The sequence below is a fragment of the Glutamicibacter uratoxydans genome (assembly GCF_006539925.1).
Taxonomy (GTDB): Bacteria; Actinomycetota; Actinomycetes; order Actinomycetales; family Micrococcaceae; genus Glutamicibacter; species Glutamicibacter uratoxydans.
Map to the genome: position 1 here is coordinate 23,975 of NZ_BJNY01000016.1, position 23,051 is coordinate 47,025.

Here is a 23,051-nt window from a genome sequence, read left to right on the forward strand (position 1 = left end):
ATCGCTGGACTGGGAATGGCCGGATTCGCCGGACTGGTCGTCAAGCGTCTGTTCCAGGGCCAGAAATAACTGACAGCGCACACGAGAACGTGTGCGCTGTTTTTATTTGCCGACTTTCAAAAGGAGCGAATAGCCCATGGCGTTTGAGCTTCCAACAGACCTCACCCCCGAACTTGTCCCCTTTGCGTGGCTGATTGGCACCTGGGAAGGCATGGGTCGTTTGGGCGAGGGCGAGGCCGACGACGAATACTTCTGGCAGCAGGTTGTCTTCCGCGACAGCGGGGCGCCCTACCTGGAATACCGCAGCGAATCGTGGCTTGCCGATGAGCAGGGCAACAAGCTGCGCCTGCTGACCATCGAAACCGGATTCTGGTCCCTGGCGCGCGAACAGCACGAGGCGGATGCAGGCCCTGGCATGATGCCCGGCGACATCTTCCCGGTGCTGCGTTCGGCACAGGATGTCCAGGAGCTGCACACCGATGACGGGTTCAACATTCAGGCGCATATTGTGCGCCCCGGCGGCGTTTCCGAGCTGTACTACGGGTTGATCAACGGCCCGCGCGTTCAGCTGGCCACCGAGGGGCTGCTGCGCAGCAAGCACGCGAAGCAGTACGCCTCGTCCACCCGCATCTACGGGCTGGTCAACGGTGAACTGTTCTGGCGCTGGGATGTTTCCGAGGGAAACATGGACCTGCAGGCCCACGCCTCAGCCGCGCTCAAGCGCGTGGCAGGCAGCGAAGCGGCGAACTGACGATGAGCGAAAACTACCGTTCAATTCTCCTGCAGCGCGAAGGCGCTGTGGAGGCAGGCGGCGTGGACGCCGGAGTGGCGGCCCACTATGGGGCGCCGACCCGCGAAGCGCGCCGGCTGTTCAGGGGCGAGGCGATTGCCGACCTGTCGCACTTCGACGTGCTTGAAATTTCAGGAGCCGACCGGCAAAGCTGGCTCGACACCCTCAGCAGCCAGCGGATCAACAGCCTTGCACCGGGTGCCAGCACCCAGGCGCTGCTGCTCTCGGTCCAGGGCCGCATCGAACACGAGATGAAGGTGCTGGTCGGCGCCGAAAGGCTGCTGCTGATCGTGGAGCCGGGACGCGGGGCCGCGCTGGAAGAGTTCTTGAACTCCATGCGCTTTATGCTGCGCGTCGAGGTGAAGAACCTGTCGGCGACCCACGGCGTGCTTGCCGCCACCCGCGAAATCCCCACGGCTGGCCAGCTGGTCTGGCAGGATCCGTGGCCCGGCGTCAGCGCCGGGGGCTGGGCGTATTCGCGCGAAGACCACCCGGGCGCCGAGCGCCCCTGGTTCCTGCACATCGTTCAGCTGGAGGAGCTGGAGCAGGCAGCCGGCGAAGAGCAGCTGGCAGGCATGATGGCAGTCGAAGCGCTGCGCATCGCCGCCTGGGAGCCGCGCTTCGGCGCAGAAATCGACGACAAGACGATTCCGCACGAGCTGGACTGGCTGCGCACCTCGGTGCACCTGTCCAAGGGCTGCTACAAGGGCCAGGAAACCATCGCCCGCGTGCACAACATCGGCCACCCGCCGCGGCGCATCGTGCTGCTTGACCTCGACGGGTCGATGCACACCCTGCCGGCGGAGGGCTCCGAGATCAAGCTGGGGGAGCGCACCGTGGGGCGCGTGACCTCCGCTGCGCTGCACTTTGAAGAGGGGCCCATCGCCCTGGGCGTCATCAAGCGCAACGTGGATCCGGGAGAGGTGCTCTCGGTCGTTGACGGGGACAGCGTCTACCCGGCGGCCCAGCAGGTCATCGTCGCCACCGACGCAGGCCAGGTCGCGGGCCGTTTCACCGGCTTCCTGCGCACCCCGCCCGGCGCCTAGCCAGGCATCTGCCGCAGACTGGAAATGCCCTGGATCCTTCGATGGATCCAGGGCATTTTCGCGTCTGCCGCAGCTTTAGCCGAACAGGATGCTCGCCTCGTTGTAGCGTTCGAGCGGCACCCGCTTGAGGTTGTTCAGCGCCGCGCGCAGTGGAATGCGGTTCACCTTGGTGCCGTGCAGGGCCACCATGGTGCCCCAGGCGCCTTCGCTGACCGAATCCACCGAGGCCATGCCCAGCCGGGTGGCCAGCACCCGGTCGAAGGCAGTTGGCACGCCGCCGCGCTGGATATGCCCCAGCACCGTGGCGCGGGTTTCAATGCCGGTGCGCTCCTCGAGCAGCGGGGCCAGCATTTCGCCAATGCCTCCCAGCCGGGCCCGGCCAAAGGTGTCCAGCCCGCGCACCGAGAAGGCCTCCTCCATGCCTTCGGGCACAAAGCCCTCGGCCACTACGACCAGCGGGGCGCGGCCGCGTTCGTGGGCCTCGTTGACCCACTGGCAGATCTGGTCCATGGAGGTGGAGACCTCCGGGATCAAGATGGCGTGGGCTCCGGAGGCCATGCCCGCATGCAGGGCAATCCAGCCCACGTGGCGGCCCATGACCTCGGCGACCATGCAGCGGTGGTGCGAATCTCCGGTGGTGCGCAGCCGGTCGATGGCCTCCACCGCGATCTGGTTCGCGGTGTCGAAGCCGAAGGTGTAGTCGGTGGCGTCCAGGTCGTTGTCGATGGTCTTGGGCACCCCGACGATCGGCAGCCCCGCTTCGCACAGGCGCTGGGCCCCGGCCAGGGTTCCCTCGCCGCCGATGGCGATCAGCGCGTCGATGTTGTTCTTGGCGAGCATTGCCGCAATGTTCTCGGCCCCGCCGTCCTCGCCCTCGAAGGCATTGGTGCGGGAGGTGCCCAGGATGGTGCCGCCCTGTTTGGAGATGCCGCGCACGGCGCTGCGCTGCAGTTCAAAGAAGTCTGCCTCTTTGACCCCGCGCCAGCCGTCGCGGAAGCCCACGAATTCGTGGCCGTAGCTCTTGATACCGTTGAGCACTGCTCCGCGGATGACGGCGTTCAGGCCGGGGCAGTCGCCTCCGGAGGTCATGATTCCAATGCGCATTTACCCTCGCTTGCTAAGGATGGGATGCGCTGCCACCTGGCTGCGGAGGTCGGTGCTCAGACCCATAGCAGCGTGGCAGCGGTTCCCGTATGGATCCGACTCGATTTCGCGCGCCATTGAGCATCGACTTTGAGTTTAAGTGTACGTGCTTAACGCCACAAGGGCGAGCTCGCCCGCGGCCAAAGCCGCAGATGAGCCCGCCCGGAGCGCCGCGCTGCGCATCCTAGAATTTGCGCAGCCACTTCTGCAGGATGATGGTGTCGTCCTGAGCCGGGATCAGCAGCCAGGCGACGATGTAGGCGCCGATGCCCAGCACCGGAAGCAGGAAGGAGACCAGCATGATGATGCGCACGATGGTCACATCCCAGCCGAACTTGTCGGCGATGCCGCCTGCCACGCCGCCTGCCATGCGGGCCGGGCCGCGGCGCAGCGGCATCGAGCGGAGGGAATTGAAGAACTTGTCCATGGTTTTTCCTTGGTGGTTGTCGGGTGGGATCTGGTTGTCGCAGTGGATCTAGAAGTTGGGGTTCGCCGGCGGCGGGATCTTGTCGCTGCGTTCGCTGCGGCGCAGGGCAGAGGTGATGCCCGAGACGATCATGACGATGCCGGCCAGGGCGAACACTCCGATGAACAGCAATGGCGTGTCCAGACTCCAGTTCAAGAGGTTCTTGCTCAGCGAGACCGCGGCAATGACCATCAGGATCAGTCCAAAGACCAGAGTTCCGGTGGGGAACTTCGTTTCACGGGTGGGTTGAGTGTTCATTACCTTAGGCTCCTTAAGAGTTCGGAGTGTAGACGGAAGCGTCGATGCTGGAGAAGGCGCCGGTGACGTTGACTGTCAGGGTCGGGGTCTGCTCGGACATCGAGTAGCGGTCCTGTGGCAGTTCCCCGTCCAGGTCGGAGATGAAGACGCCGTTGTTCAGCACCTTGACCTTCACCATCGGCGGCAGCTTCAGGTCCACCTTGGAGAAGACGGAGCTGACGTCCACCGTGGTGTTTTCGGCGATTCCCGACATGTCACTCAGGTCAATTGTCGAGTTGCTGAACACCGCGCTGTAGGAGCGGCCGGAGTCCGTGCTGTCCGGCGCCGCATCGGTGGAGGAGCCGATGTTGTTGCCGAAGATCAGCGTCAGCACCAGCAGCGGGATGGCGAGCCCAAGCAGCCCTCCGCTGGTGCGCTTGGCGGCAGAGGCGAGCACGATGCACAATCCGACGATCAGCAGCCCGGCGGCCAGTGCGATGCCCCAGCCGCTGCCCGGAAGATCCATGATGCCCAGGTAGTCAAGGCCCAGCACCCCGGCAACCACTAGGACGGTCAGGCCCACCACCGTGGTGGCGGCCCAGCCCGGAACCGGGGGCGCCAGCCGCGCTTTGCGCTCCGCCTTGGCCTGCTGTGCAGGGTTGTGGCTGGTGTAGTCATAGGAGCCGGTCGGCTCGCTGCCAGGCTGCAGAGGATCGCTCGGTGCCTGGTACTGGGATCCCATGGTGTACTCCTGAAAGTCATTGGGTGCTGTTGGCTGCTGGGCGGGCTTCGGCTCGGTGCTCTGTGCCGAGGCCCGTGCGCTAAAAGACTGCTGGTCGCTCCTCCAGTTCTTTTCGACAATGCTGCCGTGCACCGTCAGGTCCTCGTCGCTGGCCCCGGCGGATGGGGCCGCCGCGCTGAAGCCCTGCGGCCCGGAAGAGGAGCTGGCCTTATTAGGCCTCTCGAACTTGGTGTTGCGGCGGGAGAAGACCACGAAGAGCACCGCCGCCACGATCACCACGGGCCAGAGCACCGGGGCGATCGTGTCCAGGAACCAGGGGGCGGGGAAGACTCCGATGGCGAGCATGACGACCGATCCGGTCATGCCGCTGGTCCAGTTCTTGGCCAGCGCCTGCTCCAGGTGGATCTGGTCCTTGGCATCGGGCAGCAGGGCCCACGCCAAGGCGTAGAGCACCAGGCCCAGGCCGCCGAGGATGCTCAGCGCGACGACGACGCCGCGCACCAGCACCACGTCGATGTTGTAGCGCTGGGCGATGCCGGCGGACACCCCGCCCAGCCACTGTGAATCCTGGCGGACAATCTGCGTCTTGCGCATCTGGCTGAAGAAGCCGCCGCCGGATGCTGGTCTCTGGTTGCTCATGCATCAATTTTCCCGCAGGCGCCGCCCCGGCCGCTATGAGGGGCTACCCTGATCTTTGCCTAGGGGTAGCCGGGCCAACCCCTAGATTCCCTACGTAATCGGTGTTTTCGTGCTTGACTTATACCTATGCAGACCCCAACACCTCGGCATGACATTGTGCGCAGCGACAATCGAATGATTGCCGGCGTCTGCGGGGGACTGGCCGAGCACCTGGACGTTCCGGTGAACTATGTGCGCGTGGGATTCATCGCCTTGAGCGTACTGGGCGGAGTAGGCGCGCTGCTCTACGGCTGGCTGTGGGTCTTCACGCCCAGCGTCGCCGAGGCGCAGGCGGATGAAGAGCGCTCCTGGGGGACCAGGAGCCGCACCCTGTCCGAGGAGATGTCCCGGGTGCAGCAGGGGCTGTTCGCCGCCCGCGAGAACGCTGCCGGGATGGGCCGCTGGCGCGATGCGCTGATCGGGGCGTCGATGCTGGTGCTCGCGGTGCTTGCCTGGGGACAGTGGGCCGGCTGGGACATCCGCTGGGATTTGATCTGGCCGTGCATCGGCATCGCCGCCGGCGTGCTGCTGGCCTGGATGCAGGTGGACCAGAGCGATGCCAAGAACGACCGCAGGGCCAGGACCTCCCTGGCCATCCGGCTCAGCGTCGGGCTGCTGCTGGTCATCGGCGGGCTGCTGGCCATCCTGAGCGGGACGGTAAGCACCTCGGACCTGTTCGGCGGTCTGCTGACCGCCGTGGGGATTTTGGCGGGCGCCGCGGTGGTGATGCTGCCGTGGGGCGCCAAGCTCTGGCGCGACTTCCTCGCCGAGCGCAGCAGCCGCCAGGCCGCGGCCCAGCGGGCCGAGTTCGCCGCGCACCTGCATGATTCGGTGCTGCAGACCCTGGCGGTCATCCAAAAGCGCAGCGAAGAGCCTGCGGCGGTGCGCACCTTGGCCAGGGTCCAGGAACGCGAGCTGCGCCAGTGGCTCTACGGCGAGCAGGACCTGGATGAAGAAAATGTTGTGGTGGAAATCCAGCATGAAGCGGAGAATATCGAGCAGCTGATGCTGCGCGACATCGACGTGATTTCTGCGGGCTCCGCAGAGGTCTTCGCAGGCCAGCAATCGCTGGTGGCGGCCGCCCGCGAGGCGATGATGAACGCCGCCAAGCATGCGGAGGGCAAGATCTCGGTGTTTATCGATTGCACGCAGACCGAGGTGGAAGTGTTCATCAGGGACCGCGGCGCAGGTTTTGACATGGACGCGATCCCCGATGACCGGCACGGGGTGCGCGAATCGATCCTGCGGCGCATGAGCAGGGCTGGCGGCACCGCGAAAATCCGCAGCGGCGAAGACGGCACGGAGGTCCAGCTGAGCATGCCTCGGCTGGCGGAACAAGAAGACAAGAAAGCATGATGAATCAAGCAGCAGAAGCAGGCTACCGGGTTGTACTGGTTGACGACCACGCCATCTTCAGATCGGGCCTGCGCGCAGATCTGGCCGATGATCTGGAGATTGTCGGCGAGGCAGGCAGCGTGGAACAGGCAATAGAGGTCATCGAGCGCGAGCGGCCCGATGTGGTGCTGCTTGACGTGCACCTGCCCGGCGGCCGGGGCGGAGGCGGAGCCGAAGTGCTCAAGGCCTGCGCTCACCTTTTCGCGCAGACCAAGTTCTTGGCGCTCAGCGTCTCCGACGCCGCCCAGGACGTGGTGCTGGTGATCCGCTCCGGCGCCCGCGGATATGTCACCAAGAGCATTTCCGGTGAAGAGATCTCGGACGCGGTGCGCCGGGTGGCCTCCGGCGATGCGGTGTTCTCGCCGCGGCTTGCGGGTTTTGTCCTGGATGCCTTCGGCTCGAACGCGTCAATTGCCGAAATCGACGAGGAGCTTGACCTGCTCACCGACCGCGAGCTGCAGGTCATGAAGCTGATCGCCCGTGGCTACAGCTACAAGGAAGTCGCCAAGGAGCTGTTTATTTCGGTCAAGACCGTCGAATCCCATGTGTCCAATGTGCTGCGCAAGCTGCAGCTGTCCAACCGGCACGAACTGACCCGCTGGGCAGTGGAGCGCAAAATCCTCTAGCGCGGCAGCTGGCGGGGAAACGCCAAAGGCTGGGCTCCGGAACTCGACGTTCCGGGGCCCAGCCTTTGGTTGGTGGCCTAGCGCTGAAGCTACTTGGCTTCGTTCAACAGCGAGATCATGCGCTGTACGCCTTCTGCAAGATCTGCGTCGCCCAGTGCGTAGGACATGCGGATGTAGCCTGAAGGGCCGAAAGCTTCGCCTGGAACTACAGCAACCTCGGCCTGTTCAAGGATGAAGGCCGCCAGTTCGGCGCTGGTGTTGTTCACGACGCCGCGGATTTCCTTGCCCAGCAGTTCGCGGACATCGGAGTAGGCGTAGAATGCGCCATCCGGGGTTGGGCAGTGCAGGCCGTTGATGGAGTTCAGGCCCTCGACGATGGCCAGGCGGCGGCGGTTGAAGGCAAGCTTCATTTCATTGACCGCATCCAACGGGCCTGCCACCGCGGCCAGCGCCGCGCGCTGGGACACGTTGGAAACGTTGGAGGTGGCATGGGACTGCAGGTTGGTGGCGGCCTTGATGACGTCATTCGGGCCGATCATCCAGCCCACGCGCCAGCCGGTCATGGCGTAGGTCTTTGCTGCGCCGTTGAGGATGACCACGCGGTCTTCCAGCTCTGGAACCAGCGTGGCGATGGAGCTGAAGGATGCATCGCCGTAGGTCAGGTGCTCGTAGATCTCGTCAGTGACAACCCACAGGCCCTTGGAGGCAGCCCAGAGGCCGATCTCGCGAACCTGCTCCGGGGTGTACACGGCGCCGGTAGGGTTCGACGGGGAAACGAACAGCAGGATCTTGGTGCGTTCAGTCAGTACCGATTCCAGCTGCTCGACGGTGACCTTGTAGCCCTGCTCTGGGCCTGCAAAGATCTCCACCGGCTTGGCGCCGGCCAGCTGGATTGCCTCTGGATAGGTGGTCCAGTAGGGAGCAGGGACGATGACCTCGTCCCCTGGATCCAGCAGGGTGGCGAAGGTGTTGTACACGGCCTGCTTGCCGCCGTTGGTCACCAGAACCTGGGATGCCGATACTTCGTATCCTGAGTCGCGGAGGGTCTTCGCTGCGATGGCTTCGCGCAGCTCTGGAAGACCTGCTGCGGGGGAGTAGCGGTGGTTCTTCGGATCGCGGGCCGCCTGAACTGCGGCCTCGACGATGTAGTCCGGAGTGGGGAAGTCTGGCTCACCAGCGCCGAATCCGATCACTGGGCGGCCCGCCGCCTTCAACGCCTTGGCTTTGGCGTCAACTGCGAGGGTGGCTGATTCGGAAATAGCGCCGATGCGGCGAGAGATTCTGGACATAGAAAATTTCATCCTGAAGTCTACGAGGGTTGCTGATGCTTCCAGTCTAGATCCCACAGCTGTCGATCGAATCACGCTGCAGGAAAATGACCTAGCAACACGTTTTGAATCGGCAAAAAATGCGTTCTGCGCCACACTGGATGCCGCCAGTTCGACATTTTGGATTTCGTTGCGTAGAGTTATTTCTCGTTGCAAAGGCAGCCGGCGAAAACGCGAAAGCGCCAAGTCCGGTAAGATCTTTCAACGGGAGCAATGCTCTAAAGGGTAGTGGCGCAATTGGTAGCGCAGCGGTCTCCAAAACCGCAGGTTGCAGGTTCGAGTCCTGTCTGCCCTGCGCAGTAGCGATAAATCGCTCAGCGAGAATCTCACGTCACGGTGTGTTGTGGTCGTCATCGGCTGCGACACACCGTGATTGTTTCAACTGGCCAAAAAAATTGAAACGAGGAGCAACGTGACAGACGCTGCATATAACTCTGGCAAGGGTCAGCAGAAGAAGGGCTTCTTCGCCCGCATCATTCTGTTCTTGCGCCAAGTAATTTCCGAGATGAAAAAGGTTGTTACCCCAACCCGCAGCGAACTGGTGAACTACTTCCTAGTCGTTCTGGCATTCGTTTTGGTAGTTATCGGAATTGTCACGGCGTTCGACTTCGTTTTCGGACAGGGTTCGATCCTCCTGTTCACACGGCAAGTAGAACAGTAATTTGATTGCCTCGGCGGTATAATCGCTCCGAGGCAATTTTAGTGTCATCCAGTCAAAGAAAGCAGGATCCGCAGTGTCCGACAAGGAACTCGAACCGCAGATTAGTGACGAGGTCGAAAACGAGTTCGTTGAAGCCGCCGGCGATCAGGTGGAGGAAACCGAGCTGGTTGACTTCGACGAAACCGTAGAGGCCACCGAACCTGTTGAAGAATCCGTAGAGGATGCTGCAGATGACGCAGAAGCCGAAGCAGAACAGGATCAGGAAGAAGATCCTGCCGCCAAGGTTGCAAAGCTGAAGGAAGAATTCCGCACCAAGCTGCGCCGTCTTCCAGGCGACTGGTTTGTCATCCACACCTACGCAGGCTACGAGAACCGCGTCAAGGTCAACCTCGAAACCCGCATCCAGACCCAGGACATGGAAGATTACATCTTCGAGATCCAGGTTCCAATGGAAGAAGTCGTTGAGGTCAAGAACACCCAGCGCAAGATCGTCCGCCGCGTGCGCATCCCGGGCTACGTTTTGGTCCGTATGGAGCTCACCGACGCTTCGTGGGGTGTTGTTCGACACACTCCAGGCGTCACCGGCTTCGTTGGCAACGCCCATGATCCGAACCCGCTGAACCTGGACGAAGTGTTCTCCATGCTTGAGCACACCGTGATCGATCCGGTGGAACAGCCGTCCGCTGCAAAGCCTGGCCGTGCTCCAATCACCGAGGTCACCGTGGACTTCGAGGTCGGCGAATCGGTCATCGTCAACGACGGTCCGTTCGAAACTATGCCGGCGACGATCTCCGAGATCAAGCTGGACGCATCGCAGCTGGTAGTGCTCGTTTCGATCTTCGAACGCGAGACCCCAGTGACCTTGAACTTCAACCAGGTCACCAAGATCCAGTAGTATTAAGTCTTCGTGCCCCACTTCAATTGCTTTTGAGGTGCGGGCGCGTTCGGCTGTCGCGCCACGACAGCCAACCCCCGCACCACGCTCCTGTGCTGTGGGAACCGCAAGAGTAGAAGGACCCGACATGGCCCCAAAGAAAAAGGTCACCGGACTCATCAAGCTGCAGATCCAGGCAGGTGCTGCTAACCCAGCTCCTCCAATCGGTCCAGCGCTTGGCCAGCACGGCGTCAACATCATGGAATTCTGCAAGGCTTACAACGCTGCCACCGAGGCGCAGCGCGGTAACGTGATTCCAGTTGAAATCACCGTGTACGAAGACCGTTCGTTCACTTTCATCACCAAGACCCCACCTGCAGCAGAGCTGATCAAGAAGGCTGCTGGCATTGCTAAGGGTTCGGGTGTTCCGCACACCAACAAGGTTGCCAACCTGACCCAGGCTCAGGTAGAGGAAATCGCTACCTCGAAGATGGCTGACCTGAACGCTAACGATCTGGCTGCTGCAGCAAAGATCATCGCCGGCACCGCTCGCTCCATGGGCGTGACCGTAGAGGGCTAATAACGCCTTCGGTCATTCACCCTTGGGTGAACGGCACCAAAGAATTCAATCTAAGGCGATAAGTTCCCTGGCGAACTTACCGTCCGTGGCAGGACCGGGCGCGGTCCATATGACCACGACTGCATAAGGAGATAACGCAGATGGCAAAGCGCAGCAAAGCATATGTAGCCGCCGCGGCAAAGATCGAGGCTGACAAGGTTTACGCCCCAGCCGAGGCAATCGCACTGGCTAAGGAAATCTCGGGCGAGAAGGCACACTCCACCGTTGAGGTAGCTTTCCGCTTGGGTGTTGACCCACGTAAGGCCGACCAGATGGTTCGCGGTACCGTGAACCTTCCACACGGCACCGGCAAGACCGCTCGCGTCGTAGTATTCGCTAACGGCGACAAGGCTGAGGCAGCTCGCGAAGCTGGCGCAGACTTCGTTGGCTCGGACGACCTGATCGAAAAGATCCAGGGCGGCTGGACCGACTTCGACGCAGCAGTTGCTACCCCAGACCTGATGGGCAAGGTTGGCCGCCTGGGCAAGATCCTGGGCCCACGCAACCTGATGCCAAACCCTAAGACCGGCACCGTGACCATGGATGTGGCCAAGGCTGTTTCGGACATCAAGGGCGGCAAGATCGACTTCCGCGTCGACAAGCACTCGAACCTGCACTTCATCATCGGCAAGGCATCCTTCGATGCCAAGCAGCTGACCGAGAACTACGCAGCTGCACTCGATGAGGTTCTGCGCCTGAAGCCTTCGGCTTCGAAGGGTCGCTACATCTCGAAGGCAACCATCGCTACCACCTTCGGTCCAGGCATCCCTGTTGACCCGAACGTAACCCGCGTTGAGGTCTAAGCTTTATAGCTAAAGAGCCGGGGCATTGTCACGAAAGTGATGATGCCCCGGATTTTTTTAATTGAAACAATAATTCATGGCAATTGAATTACCGGCAGCTTGAGTTGCTATTGCAGTGGAAGACCGCGCACAGCTTGAATTTTGACTCCTGTTGCCTTTGCGTTCATTTTCAGCGATGCAGGACCCAGAACTCGACTGCTCGAAGATACTAATATCCAGCAAGGAAGGGCATGAAAAGTGAAAGGAAAGCTGAGTAATTTCCTCCGTTTTGCCAAGTGGTGCGTACATTACAAGATGTGAATGTCGTCCGAAGCTTGTTCATTAAGCGCTTAGCGCGCTGGATGCATAGGCGAATCCGCAAATCGTGACGCGAAAAACGAAAAATAGTTAAAAAATAGCGGCTTTGCGTTCAATCCTATGAGTTCTGAATGTTAGGATTTAAGCACTGATTGATTCAGCGGTGTCTGCATGGGACCCCCAAGACTATGCAGACGCTGGGCGGGTTGGTTTCCCCAAGCCAATTCGTCGACAAGTAGCCTGCGGCTAGCGTCCCCCAAGTGCTAGCCGCAGGCCTTGTCTTTTTAATCCGTGCGGCAGGCGAGTGATCAAGCTCATGCATCCCACAGCCCTCTGGATTTGGAGTGCGCGCCAACACGTGCATAAAATAGAAATACCGAAGACCGTCGGTTGGGCATGTTGCAATACCTGCCCCTAAAGGTCCGCATGGACAACCAACGCAGGTTTCATAGATTTGTTTTGACTTTGAATGAGTTAAACTGCCCTGTGCTCCTGCGCGGGGCCTTTTTTATGGCCTCGCCGGTTATGAAACGGTACCGAACAAATCCCCGGAAGGAGTGTTATGGCAACCCCGAGCAAGACTGCAGCGATTGAAGAGATCACTGCTGACTTCAAAGATTCGACTGCGGCTGTCTTGACCGAATACCGTGGGCTTACCGTTGCACAGCTCAAGGATCTGCGCCGCTCGCTTGGTCAGGAGACCAAGTACGCCGTTGTTAAGAACACCTTGACCGCTATCGCAGCGAAGGAAGCCGGCATCGATGCATTCGATGACGCGCTTGCTGGTCCAACCGCAATCGCCTTTATCAAGGGCGATGCAGTTGCTGCCGCTAAGAGCCTCACGGAGTTCGCCAAGACCAACGACAAGCTGGTTATCAAGACCGGTTGGTTCGAAGGCAAGGCACTGGACAACGCCGGCATTGCAGCCCTGGCTGCACTGGAATCCCGCGAGACCCAGCTGGCACGCGTTGCCGCTGTGCTGCAGGCTCCAGCTTCCGCCGCTGCTCGTGTCGTCGACGCTCTGCGCGCAAAGCTCGAAGAGAACGGTGGCGCTGCTGCCGAGGAAGCTCCGGCAGAAGCCTAAGCTTTCGCGATTCTCTCGCAACGTAACCCAAATTCATAGGCCTTTGGGCCAAAACCGAAAGGACGCCGACCATGGCGAAGCTCACCAACGAAGAGCTGCTTTCCGCATTCAAGGAAATGACCATCATCGAACTCTCGGAATTCGTTAAGGAATTCGAGGAGACCTTCGACGTTACCGCTGCTGCTGTTGCCGTTGCTGGCCCAGCTGCCGGTGGCGAAGCTGCTGCTGAAGAGCAGACCGAATTCGACGTAGTTCTCGAGTCGGCTGGCGACAAGAAGATCGCAGTGATCAAGGAAGTTCGCGCAATCACTTCCCTGGGCCTGAAGGAAGCTAAGGAGCTCGTTGACAGCGCTCCAAAGGCTCTGCTTGAGGGTGTTGCAAAGGACGCTGCCGAGAAGGCTAAGGAAGCTCTGGAAGCTGCCGGCGCTACCGTCACCGTTAAGTAAGTTCAGCGGTCACTCGCAACTTATTGTCGAAGGTCCACAGGTTTTTGCCTGTGGGCCTTCGGCCGTTAACTGAGAAACTCTTGTACATCTCTGTATAAAAGCTATATAACGTTTCTATTAACAGGAATTATGTATCTGTAAGGTTTATTCTTGTTTTTGTGTCAAAACGCGAGATCTTAGTTAACAAGAGCGCAAGGCCACGGCTGGGCTTGCTGGATGGGCTGCGCATTATGGCAGCCCTGTTGGTCGTGCTGTATCACTACACTGCCTGGGGACATAGCTATTGGGGCGCATACGCCCCTGATGTGTGGCCGCTGCTTTCGGCTGTGACGCGTTATGGGCAGCTCGGTGTGCAGCTGTTCTTCCTGATCTCGGGCTTCGTGATCCTGATGTCGCTTCAGGGACGAAACGTCGCCCACTTTATTGGCTCGCGTGTTGGCCGTCTTTACCCTGCCTATTGGCTAGCGGTCATCGCGGCGGCCATCCTGTGCTTTGTGCTCTGGCCGCGCATCGGCGAAGGCCGAGCACCGAGCGACATCATTCCCAACCTGACCATGATGCAGGGGGCCTTCAATATTGAAGATCTGGACGGCGTGTATTGGACGCTGTGGGTAGAGCTGCGCTTCTACATACTGCTGGGCGTCATGCTCGCCCTCGGGCTGGCGAAAGACCGCTACATCATGGCGTTGTCCGTGCTGTGGCCGTCGGCTGGATTCCTCTTGCACTTCACCGAACTGACCGAGCTCCAGGACTGGATTGCTGGCCAGTACGCCGCCCTCTTCTCCGCCGGGATGGTCATCTACCTCATCTACAAGCAGGGGCACAGCATGATTCGCTGGCTGCTGGTGGGTTTCAATACCGTGATCGCCGCTTATTTCACCGGCATCAAGGGAAGCAGCGACGCGCTGAGCCTGTCCAATATGCAGGTGCCGGCCTGGCATTACCAGCTCCTAGTGGTGCTGTGCGTGGGACTGCTGGCTCTATTCACCTTGACGCCGCTGAACAAGGTTGAGACCAAGTGGCTCATGGTCGCCGGCTCGTTGACGTTCCCGCTCTACCTCTTCCATGAGATCTGGGGCTGGTGGATTATCAACCAGCTACACCCATGGGTGAACAAGTATGTGCTGTTGATTGGCACCATTGTTCTGATGCTTGCCTGGGCCTACGTGGTTGCCCGATATGTGGAGAAGCCGGTTGGTCTCAAGCTGCGCAACGCGACGACTAATGCGCTCACCGCTGCCGCAGGCTGGTTCTCCAAACGCCGCGGCCAGGTCGGCACCCCTATTGCGGGACCGAAATATCAGCAATAGTTGCTTCGAAGCCTGCGGCAAGGGCATCGGGGGCGACCAGTAGCCCGTAGCCTGGGTCGCCGCTGCCCAGAGCGATCTTCTCCGGGATAGGCTCCTCGAAAACGTTGGAGTCTATCAGCACGGGCAATACAGTGTGCGACCCGAAGGGCGTGATGGTGCCGCGGACGTAGTGGGTGACAGCCAGCGCCGTGTCTGCATCAGGAAGCGAAAGCTTGTTGACCTGCAGCACCGTGCGGATCTTCGCCCAGTCGAGTTTCCTGCCTCCCGGGATCAACGCGAACACGAAGGTTCCATCCGACCGCTTGAGCACCAGAGTCTTAAGCAGATGCTCCGGAACCACGCCCAGCAGCTGCGCGGCTTCTTCCAGCGAATTCGCCTTGGCGCGGGGCACCACCTCGATGGGGATATTGCGCCGAGTGGCGTCGAGCATGACGCGGGTCAGTGCTTCCGAATCCTGCAGTTCGCTCATCGCGTGCTTCCTCGGCTTTCATCCAGGGGCAGTGTTCAACTTAGCAACGAGCCTAGTGCACGTCATTGGTGCAGAAGCCTATTCCGGCTGTGCCGGCAGCTGAATTTAATGCAGAAGCAACCAAAAGTCGGACTTTTGGGACATGAGTGATCAAATGCACACCACCATTTGGCTCAGGGATTGCGGCACTTCAAGACGGCCTGTCGGAGGTTTGCCGGAGATTATCCTAAATCATGGAAAATCCGTTGATCATGTGGGAAAAGTCGAAGAATTCCGGTGCCGCTCGCGCGTGGTCGGCGCAGGACAAGTGTTGGGTTCCGGAGTTGAACGTCCGGTGGGTTTAAGGCAAACGGAAAACTATAGCACGGATTTGGGCGACAGGTATCGACAACCCGAAAAACCTACTGTAGAGTGGAAATTTGCGCCTTACTGTTTGCGCGCGCAACCTTCATATAGCGGTGGGCTGCGTGGTCGAAAAATGAGGACCTGTCCTAAGACAGGCACCTTATCACGGTAAGCGTTAGGAAACCTGACGGTCTTTGGAAGGATCCATCTTGGTCGCCTCGAGCAACCCTAACAACCAAACCGCTAGTTCGGCTCGCGATGCTGCATACGCTGGCCGACTTTCTTTTGCAAAGATTCACGAACCCCTTGAAGTGCCTAACCTGCTGGCATTGCAGACCGAGAGCTTTGACCGCCTCGTCGGCAATCAGCGCTGGGTAGAGCGCCTGGCAGCAGCCGAAGCTATTGGCGACACCAGTGTCCCCAACACCTCCGGCTTGGCTGAAATCTTCGAGGAGATCTCCCCAATCGAGGACTTCCAGGACACCATGTCCTTGAGCTTCTCGGATCCGGAGTTCGCTGATCCGAAGTACACCATTGCTGAGTGCAAGGATCGCGACGCCACCTACGCGGCACCGCTGTACGTCAAGGCCGAATTCATGAACAATGAAACCGGCGAAATCAAGCAGCAGACCGTGTTCATGGGCGATTTCCCGCTGATGACCGAAAAGGGCACGTTCATCATCAACGGCACCGAGCGTGTCGTCGTCTCCCAGCTGGTCCGTTCCCCGGGCGCGTACTTCGAGTCCGCACCGGACAAGACCAGTGACAAGACCATCTACTCGGCTCGCATCATCCCATCGCGTGGTGCATGGTTCGAGCTGGAAATCGACAAGCGCGACCAGATCGGCGTTCGCCTTGACCGCAAGCGCAAGCAGTCGGTCACCGTCCTGCTCAAGGCCCTTGGCTGGAGCGAAGAGCAGATCCTGTCCGAATTCGGCCAGTACGACTCGATGCGCGCCACCCTTGAGAAGGACAACATCAAGGACCAGTCCGAAGCGCTGCTGGACATCTACCGCAAGCTGCGTCCAGGCGAGCCTCCAACGGTCGAAGCCGCCCAGGCACTGCTGAAGAACATGTACTTCGAGCCTAAGCGCTACGATCTGGCCAAGGTTGGCCGCTACAAGATCAACCGCAAGCTGGGCGTGGAGACTCCTGTCAACGCAGAGAACGCTTCGGTGCTCTCGCTGGACGACCTGGTGGCAATGATCCGCTACCTCGTCGCCCTGCACGCAGGTGAGAAGACCGTCTCCGGCACCCGCAAGGGCGAGATCGTCGACATCCCTGTGAACGTGGATGACATCGACCACTTCGGCAACCGCCGCATCCGCGCTGTTGGCGAGCTGATCGAGAACCAGGTCCGCACCGGTCTGTCCCGTATGGAGCGTGTTGTGCGCGAGCGCATGACCACCCAGGACGTCGAGGCCATCACCCCGCAGACCCTGATCAACATCCGTCCGGTTGTCGCCGCGATCAAGGAGTTCTTCGGAACCTCCCAGCTCTCGCAGTTCATGGACCAGAACAACCCGCTGGCCGGCCTGACCCACAAGCGCCGCCTGTCGGCTCTGGGCCCAGGCGGCCTGTCGCGCGACCGCGCAGGCATGGAAGTTCGAGACGTGCACCCGTCCCACTACGGACGTATGTGCCCGATTGAAACTCCCGAAGGTCCGAACATTGGTCTGATCGGCTCGCTGGCAACCTACGGCCGCATCAACGCCTTCGGCTTCATCGAAACCCCATACCGCAAGGTCACCGACGGCGTTGTCTCCAACGCTGTGGAGTACCTGACCGCCGATGACGAGCTGCAGCACTACATCGCACAGGCCAACGCGCCTCTGGATGAGAACGGCCGCTTCATCGAAGACGGCGTGCTGGTGCGTGAAAAGGGCGGCGGCGGCGAGCCTGTCATCGTCGACGCCTCTGAAGTGACCTTCATGGACGTTTCCCCTCGCCAGATGGTGTCCGTGGCAACCGCCCTGATTCCATTCCTCGAGCACGACGATGCCAACCGAGCACTGATGGGCGCCAACATGCAGCGCCAGGCCGTGCCGCTGCTGGCTTCCGAGCGCCCGCTGGTGGGTACCGGCATGGAGAAGTACGCTGCAATCGACGCCGGCGACTCCGTCGTGGCCCAGAAGCCAGGCGTGGTCACCGAGGTTTCCGCAGACCTGGTAGTCGTCATGAACGACGACGGCACCGAGTCCATGTACCCGATCATGAAGTTCGCCCGCTCCAACCAGGGCAACGCCTACAACCAGCGCGTTCGCGTGTCTGAGGGCGACCGCCTGGAGTACCAGTCGATCATCGCCGACGGCCCGTCCACCGACAAGGGCGAGCTGTCCCTGGGCAAGAACCTGCTCGTGGCATTCATGTCCTGGGAAGGCTACAACTACGAGGATGCGATCATCCTCTCCCAGCGCATGGTCTTCGAAGACGTGCTCACCTCGATCCACATCGAAGAGCACGAGGTCGACGCCCGCGACACCAAGCTGGGTGCCGAGGAAATCACCCGCGACATCCCGAATGTCTCGGAAGACATCCTCTCCCAGCTGGATGACCGCGGCATCGTGTACATCGGTGCAGAGGTCGAGGCCGGCGACGTGCTGGTAGGCCGTGTCACCCCTAAGGGCGAGACTGAGCTGACCCCTGAAGAGCGCCTGCTGCGCGCCATCTTCGGCGAGAAGTCCCGCGAAGTGCGCGACACCTCCCTGAAGGTTCCGCACGGCGAGTCCGGCACCGTCATCGGTGTTCGCATCTTCGACCGCGACAACGACGACGAGCTCAGCCCTGGTGTGAACCAGCTGGTGCGCGTCTACGTTGCCCAGAAGCGCAAGATCACCAACGGTGACAAGCTTGCAGGCCGCCACGGCAACAAGGGTGTTATCTCCAAGATCCTGCCGCTGGAGGATATGCCATTCCTCGAGGACGGCACTCCGCTGGACGTCGTGCTGAACCCACTGGGTGTGCCAGGTCGTATGAACGTCGGCCAGGTTATGGAAATCCACCTGGGCTGGGCTGCTAAGCAGGGTTGGAACATCGAGAACGAGCCAGAGTGGGTCAAGGATCTTCCTAACCTGCCTCGCCAGTCCGATTCCACCACCGTGGCAACCCCGGTCTTCGACGGCGCTTCGGAAGAAGAAATCCGCGGCATCCTGGACTCGACCAACAAGACCCGCGACGGCGTGCGCCTGATCGGCAACTCCGGCAAGGCCCGCCTGTTCGACGGCCGCTCCGGCGAGCCGTTCCCGGATCCGGTATCGGTCGGCTACATGTACATCTTGAAGCTGCACCACCTGGTGGACGACAAAATCCACGCCCGCTCCACCGGTCCATACTCCATGATCACCCAGCAGCCGCTGGGCGGTAAGGCCCAGTTCGGTGGCCAGCGCTTCGGTGAAATGGAAGTTTGGGCGCTGGAGGCCTACGGCGCCGCTTACACGCTGCAGGAAATCCTGACCATCAAGTCGGATGATATCCACGGCCGTGTGAAGGTGTACGAAGCCATCGTCAAGGGCGAGAACGTACCGGAGCCAGGTGTTCCGGAATCGTTCAAGGTGCTCATCAAGGAAATGCAGTCGCTGTGCTTGAACGTCGAGGTGCTTGGCACCGACGGCAACACCATCGAAATGCGCGAATCGGACGAGGAATCATTCCGTGCCGCTGAAGAGTTGGGCATTGACCTTTCCCGGTCAGAGCCAAACTCCGTAGAAGAGGTGTAGTCTGCGGGCCGCACCGGCCCGCACAACACTTCATTCATATCGACTTCAGACACCATAGAAGAGAGAAAAGGACCCTATGTCCACCGATTCCTCATTTGGCCTCATGCGCATTAACCTTGCCACCGCGGACGAAATCCGCGCGTGGAGCTACGGCGAGGTTAAGAAGCCTGAAACCATCAACTACCGCACCCTGAAGCCGGAGAAGGACGGTCTTTTCTGCGAAAAGATTTTCGGCCCTTCCCGCGACTGGGAATGCTACTGCGGCAAGTACAAGCGCGTGCGCTTCAAGGGCATCATCTGCGAACGCTGCGGCGTTGAGGTGACCCGTGCCAACGTGCGCCGCGAGCGCATGGGCCACATCGAGCTTGCAGCTCCTGTGACCCACATCTGGTACTTCAAGGGCGTTCCTTCGCGCTTGGGCTACCTGCTGGACCTGGCTCCGAAGGACCTTGAAAAGGTCATCTACTTCGCCGCCTACATGATCACCTCCGTGAACGAGGACCGCCGCCACGCAGAAATGCCAAACCTGCAGGCACAGCACGATCTTGAGCTGCGCCAGTTGGCTACCAACGCCGAAGCCGACAAGAAGGCTGTTGCAGCCGACCTGGAAGCAGAGCTGGAGCGCATGGAAGCAGACGGCGCCAAGAACGCCGAGCTGAACAAGGCCCGCACCCTGGCCGAGAAGACTGTTCTGCAGATCGACAAGCGCGCCAAGGCCGAGGCCGAGCGCCTGCGCGCGGTCTGGGAGCGCTTCAAGGGCCTGAAGGTTGCAGACCTCGAAGGCGACGAAGGCCTTTACCGCACCATGCGCGAGAAGTACGGACTGTACTTCGAAGGCTCCATGGGTGCAGAAGCCATCCAGAAGCGCCTGGAGAACTTCGACCTTGCCGGTGAAGCCGAAGAGCTCAAGCAGATCATCGACAACGGCAAGGGCCAGAAGAAGGCTCGCGCCCTCAAGCGCCTGAAGGTCGTCAACGCATTCCTGGCCAATGGCAACTCGCCAAAGGGCATGGTGCTCGACGCCGTTCCAGTGATCCCGCCGGAACTGCGTCCAATGGTTCAGCTCGACGGCGGCCGCTTCGCCACCTCGGACCTGAACGACCTGTACCGCCGCGTGATTAACCGCAACAACCGCCTCAAGCGCCTGCTTGACCTCGGTGCGCCTGAGATCATCGTGAACAACGAAAAGCGCATGCTGCAGGAAGCTGTTGACTCGCTGTTCGACAACGGCCGCCGCGGCCGTCCGGTCACCGGTCCGGGCAACCGTCCGCTGAAGTCCCTGAGCGACATGCTCAAGGGCAAGCAGGGTCGTTTCCGTCAGAACCTGCTCGGCAAGCGCGTTGACTACTCGGGCCGTTCGGTTATCGTGGTCGGCCCGCAGCTGAAGCTGCACCAGTGCGGTCTGCCTAAGCAGATGGCTCTGGAGCTCTTCAAGCCGTTCGTGATGAAGCGCCTGGTTGACCTCAACCACGCACAGAACATCAAGAGCGCAAAGCGCATGGTCGAGCGCTACCGCCCACAGGTGTGGGATGTTCTCGAAGAGATCATCACCGAGCACCCAGTACTCCTGAACCGTGCACCAACCCTGCACCGTTTGGGCATCCAGGCCTTCGAACCACAGCTGATTGAAGGCAAGGCCCTGCAGCTGCACCCTCTGGTGTGTGGCGCGTTCAACGCTGACTTCGACGGCGACCAGATGGCAGTGCACCTGCCGCTGAGCCCAGAAGCCCAGGCTGAAGCACGCATCCTGATGCTGTCCTCGCACAACATCTTGAAGCCTTCGGATGGCCGTCCGGTAGCCCTGCCTTCGCAGGATATGATCATCGGTCTGCACCACCTGACCACCAAGCGCGAAGACGAGACCGGCGCAGGCCGCGTGTTCACCTCGGTATCTGAAGCCATCATGGCCAAGGACCGCGGCGAGCTGCACCTGAACGCTCCGATCAAGATCCGCGTAGAGAACTTCGTGCCTTCCGCCGAGCAGCCAGCCCCTGAGGGCTGGGAGCCAGGCACCCCGGCACTGCTGGAGACCTCCCTGGGTCAGGTGCTGTTCAACGACACCCTGCCTGAGGACTACCCATGGGTGGCTCGCGTGGCAGGCAAGGATGCACTCTCGGAGATCGTCAACGATCTGGCAGAGCGCTACCCGAAGGTCATTGCAGCAGCAACCCTCGACAACCTGAAGGATGCCGGTTTCCACTGGGCAACCCGCTCGGGCGTCACCGTGGCGATCTCGGACATCACCTCGAACATGAACAAGGCGCAGATCCTTGAGCCATACGAGGAACGTGCCCGCAAGGTGCAGGCAGCCTACGACAAGGGTCTGATTGCAGACACCGAGCGCCGCCAAGACCTGATCGACATCTGGACCAAGGCTACCGACGAGGTTGCCGAGGCGATGAAGAACGGCATGGAAGAGCTGAACACCATTAACCGAATGGTGACCTCCAAGGCTCGTGGTAACTGGCTGCAGCTGCGCCAGATCGCCGGTATCCGTGGCCTGGTGTCCAACCCTAAGGGTGAAATTATTCCTCGCCCGATTAAGTCTTCCTACCGTGAAGGCCTGTCGGTTCTGGAGTACTTCATCGCTACCCACGGTGCTCGTAAGGGCCTGGCCGATACCGCGCTGAAGACCGCTAACTCGGGTTACCTGACCCGTCGTCTGGTGGACGTTTCGCAGGATGTCATTGTCCGCGAAGAGGACTGCGGTACCAAGCGCGGTTTGACCGTTGCCATTGCAGACACCTCCACCGGTGTTCGCATCAAGCACGAAACCGTAGAGAACTCGGCCTACACCCGTACGCTGGCAGCCGACGTCAAGGACGCCGAAGGCAACGTACTGGCAGCAGCCGGTTCCGATGTGGGCGACGTGCTGATCGACACCCTGTATGACGCAGGCGTCGATGAGATCCGCGTCCGCTCGGTGCTGACCTGCGACTCCGCTGTTGGAACCTGTGCACTGTGCTACGGCCGTTCGCTGGCTACCGGCAAGACCGTTGACATCGGCGAGGCCGTTGGCATTATCGCCGCACAGTCCATCGGTGAGCCTGGCACCCAGCTGACCATGCGTACCTTCCACACCGGTGGTGTTGCATCGGCTGACGATATCACCCAGGGTCTGCCTCGTATTCAGGAATTGTTCGAAGCCCGTACCCCTAAGGGTGTGGCTCCGATGTCCGAGGTCACCGGTCGCGTGTCGATCGAGGACGACGAGAAGCAGCTGCGTGTAGTTGTCACCCCGGACAACGGCGACGAGAAGCAGGCCTACCCGGTTCTGCGCCGCGCCCGCCTGCTGGTGGAAGAGGGCCAGTCCATCGTGGCTGGTACCCAGCTGACCAGCGGTACCCTGGATCCAAAGCAGGTACTGCGAGTTCTGGGCCCACGTGAGGCTCAGAAGTTCCTGGTCCGCGAGGTTCAGGACGTGTACCAGTCCCAGGGTGTAGGCATCCACGATAAGCACGTGGAAGTCATCGTCCGCCAGATGCTGCGTCGCGTCACCGTGATCGAGTCCGGCGAAACCGAACTGCTGCCAGGTGAGCTGGCAGACCGTTCGCGCTTCACCGCGGCGAACCGCAAGGCTGTTGCAGAGGGCAAGCGCCCAGCTGCAGGTCGTGACGAGATGATGGGTATTACCAAGGCATCGCTGGCCACCGACTCGTGGCTGTCGGCTGCTTCCTTCCAGGAAACCACCCGCGTCCTGACTCAGGCTGCGATGGAGGGCAAGGAAGATCCGCTGCGCGGTCTGAAGGAGAACGTCATCATCGGTAAGCTGATCCCGGCCGGTACCGGCCTGGACCGCTACACCCAGGTTGACGTCGAGCCAACCGATGAAGCAAAGGCAACTTTGTTCACCGGCACCTCGGCCTTCTCCTCGGGTCTCTACGACGATGCACTGGACGGCGGCCTGTCGCCTGAGTTCCGTGCCATCTCGATGGACGACTACGACCACGGCTCGGACTTCCGCTAAACCGGAAGG

At 60.8% G+C, this 23,051-nt stretch carries 19 protein-coding genes and 1 tRNA gene; 14 read left to right on the forward strand and 6 right to left on the reverse strand.

Features of this window, described 5'->3' with window-relative positions; genetic code table 11:
- Nucleotides 1-136 precede the first annotated feature (136 nt).
- The gene (locus AUR04nite_RS13405; protein ID WP_141365903.1) at nucleotides 137-751 is read left to right on the forward strand and encodes an FABP family protein; all 615 of its coding nucleotides are present in this window, start codon (nucleotides 137-139) and stop codon (nucleotides 749-751) included.
- Between the two features lie 2 nt (nucleotides 752-753).
- Nucleotides 754-1,836 carry a CAF17-like 4Fe-4S cluster assembly/insertion protein YgfZ gene (gene ygfZ, locus AUR04nite_RS13410; RefSeq protein ID WP_174787887.1) on the forward strand — a complete coding sequence of 361 codons (1,083 nt, stop codon included), beginning with the start codon at nucleotides 754-756 and terminating at the stop codon, nucleotides 1,834-1,836.
- A 75-nt stretch (nucleotides 1,837-1,911) separates the two neighbouring features.
- Here ygfZ and AUR04nite_RS13415 read toward each other — a convergent pair whose 3' ends face one another.
- From AUR04nite_RS13415 to AUR04nite_RS13430, 4 genes are all read right to left on the reverse strand, one after another.
- Nucleotides 1,912-2,940: a 6-phosphofructokinase gene (locus tag AUR04nite_RS13415; protein WP_141365906.1), complete on the reverse strand. Its 1,029-nt coding sequence runs from the start codon at nucleotides 2,938-2,940 to the stop codon at nucleotides 1,912-1,914.
- Between the two features lie 223 nt (nucleotides 2,941-3,163).
- A complete protein-coding gene (locus AUR04nite_RS13420) occupies nucleotides 3,164-3,406 on the reverse strand; it encodes a PspC domain-containing protein (RefSeq protein WP_141365909.1) in 243 nt (80 codons plus the stop codon).
- Nucleotides 3,407-3,454: 48 nt separating this feature from the next.
- Complete coding sequence (locus AUR04nite_RS13425) at nucleotides 3,455-3,703, reverse strand: hypothetical protein (RefSeq protein WP_141365912.1); 249 nt, start codon at nucleotides 3,701-3,703, stop codon at nucleotides 3,455-3,457.
- A 13-nt stretch (nucleotides 3,704-3,716) separates the two neighbouring features.
- Nucleotides 3,717-5,063: a PspC domain-containing protein gene (locus AUR04nite_RS13430; RefSeq protein WP_141365915.1), complete on the reverse strand. Its 1,347-nt coding sequence runs from the start codon at nucleotides 5,061-5,063 to the stop codon at nucleotides 3,717-3,719.
- Nucleotides 5,064-5,189: 126 nt separating this feature from the next.
- Between AUR04nite_RS13430 and AUR04nite_RS13435 the strand changes: the two genes are divergently transcribed.
- Both AUR04nite_RS13435 and AUR04nite_RS13440 read left to right on the forward strand, forming a co-directional pair.
- The gene (locus AUR04nite_RS13435; protein WP_141365918.1) at nucleotides 5,190-6,458 is read left to right on the forward strand and encodes an ATP-binding protein; all 1,269 of its coding nucleotides are present in this window, start codon (nucleotides 5,190-5,192) and stop codon (nucleotides 6,456-6,458) included.
- The gene (locus AUR04nite_RS13440; protein WP_407646705.1) at nucleotides 6,455-7,123 is read left to right on the forward strand and encodes a LuxR C-terminal-related transcriptional regulator; all 669 of its coding nucleotides are present in this window, start codon (nucleotides 6,455-6,457) and stop codon (nucleotides 7,121-7,123) included. The genes AUR04nite_RS13435 and AUR04nite_RS13440 overlap by 4 nt, the downstream gene beginning before the upstream one ends.
- Nucleotides 7,124-7,212: 89 nt before the next feature.
- On the opposite strand, the gene AUR04nite_RS13445 is transcribed toward AUR04nite_RS13440, so the two are convergent.
- Nucleotides 7,213-8,412 (reverse strand): pyridoxal phosphate-dependent aminotransferase, encoded by a 1,200-nt coding sequence (locus tag AUR04nite_RS13445; RefSeq protein ID WP_141365921.1) that lies wholly within the window; start codon nucleotides 8,410-8,412, stop codon nucleotides 7,213-7,215.
- 261 nt (nucleotides 8,413-8,673) lie between these two features.
- Between AUR04nite_RS13445 and AUR04nite_RS13450 the strand changes: the two genes are divergently transcribed.
- The 8 genes from AUR04nite_RS13450 to AUR04nite_RS13485 all read left to right on the forward strand — a co-directional run bounded on the left by AUR04nite_RS13450 (nucleotide 8,674) and on the right by AUR04nite_RS13485 (nucleotide 14,545).
- Nucleotides 8,674-8,746 (forward strand) — tRNA-Trp (locus tag AUR04nite_RS13450).
- A gap of 117 nt (nucleotides 8,747-8,863) precedes the next feature.
- Nucleotides 8,864-9,112, forward strand: coding sequence for a preprotein translocase subunit SecE (gene secE / locus AUR04nite_RS13455; protein WP_141365923.1), 249 nt, complete (start codon nucleotides 8,864-8,866; stop codon nucleotides 9,110-9,112).
- 73 nt (nucleotides 9,113-9,185) lie between these two features.
- A complete protein-coding gene (gene nusG / locus AUR04nite_RS13460; RefSeq protein ID WP_141365925.1) occupies nucleotides 9,186-10,007 on the forward strand; it encodes a transcription termination/antitermination protein NusG in 822 nt (273 codons plus the stop codon).
- A gap of 127 nt (nucleotides 10,008-10,134) precedes the next feature.
- A complete protein-coding gene (gene rplK / locus AUR04nite_RS13465; RefSeq protein ID WP_141365928.1) occupies nucleotides 10,135-10,566 on the forward strand; it encodes a 50S ribosomal protein L11 in 432 nt (143 codons plus the stop codon).
- A 140-nt stretch (nucleotides 10,567-10,706) separates the two neighbouring features.
- Complete coding sequence (gene rplA, locus AUR04nite_RS13470) at nucleotides 10,707-11,408, forward strand: 50S ribosomal protein L1 (RefSeq protein ID WP_141365930.1); 702 nt, start codon at nucleotides 10,707-10,709, stop codon at nucleotides 11,406-11,408.
- Nucleotides 11,409-12,267: 859 nt separating this feature from the next.
- Nucleotides 12,268-12,789, forward strand: coding sequence for a 50S ribosomal protein L10 (gene rplJ, locus AUR04nite_RS13475; protein WP_141365932.1), 522 nt, complete (start codon nucleotides 12,268-12,270; stop codon nucleotides 12,787-12,789).
- Between the two features lie 71 nt (nucleotides 12,790-12,860).
- Nucleotides 12,861-13,235 (forward strand): 50S ribosomal protein L7/L12, encoded by a 375-nt coding sequence (gene rplL / locus AUR04nite_RS13480; protein ID WP_141365934.1) that lies wholly within the window; start codon nucleotides 12,861-12,863, stop codon nucleotides 13,233-13,235.
- Nucleotides 13,236-13,393: 158 nt separating this feature from the next.
- Entirely contained in the window at nucleotides 13,394-14,545 is a 1,152-nt protein-coding gene (locus AUR04nite_RS13485) for an acyltransferase family protein (RefSeq protein ID WP_246055528.1), read from the forward strand.
- Here the strand turns inward: AUR04nite_RS13485 and AUR04nite_RS13490 are convergent.
- A complete protein-coding gene (locus tag AUR04nite_RS13490; protein ID WP_141365938.1) occupies nucleotides 14,517-15,014 on the reverse strand; it encodes an aminoacyl-tRNA deacylase in 498 nt (165 codons plus the stop codon). The genes AUR04nite_RS13485 and AUR04nite_RS13490 overlap by 29 nt on opposite strands.
- A gap of 554 nt (nucleotides 15,015-15,568) precedes the next feature.
- Here AUR04nite_RS13490 and rpoB point away from each other — a divergent pair.
- Together rpoB and AUR04nite_RS13500 are read left to right on the forward strand one after the other, a co-directional pair.
- Nucleotides 15,569-19,075 (forward strand): DNA-directed RNA polymerase subunit beta, encoded by a 3,507-nt coding sequence (gene rpoB / locus AUR04nite_RS13495; protein ID WP_141365940.1) that lies wholly within the window; start codon nucleotides 15,569-15,571, stop codon nucleotides 19,073-19,075.
- Nucleotides 19,076-19,151: 76 nt separating this feature from the next.
- Complete coding sequence (locus tag AUR04nite_RS13500) at nucleotides 19,152-23,042, forward strand: DNA-directed RNA polymerase subunit beta' (protein ID WP_141365942.1); 3,891 nt, start codon at nucleotides 19,152-19,154, stop codon at nucleotides 23,040-23,042.
- Nucleotides 23,043-23,051: the final 9 nt, after the last annotated feature.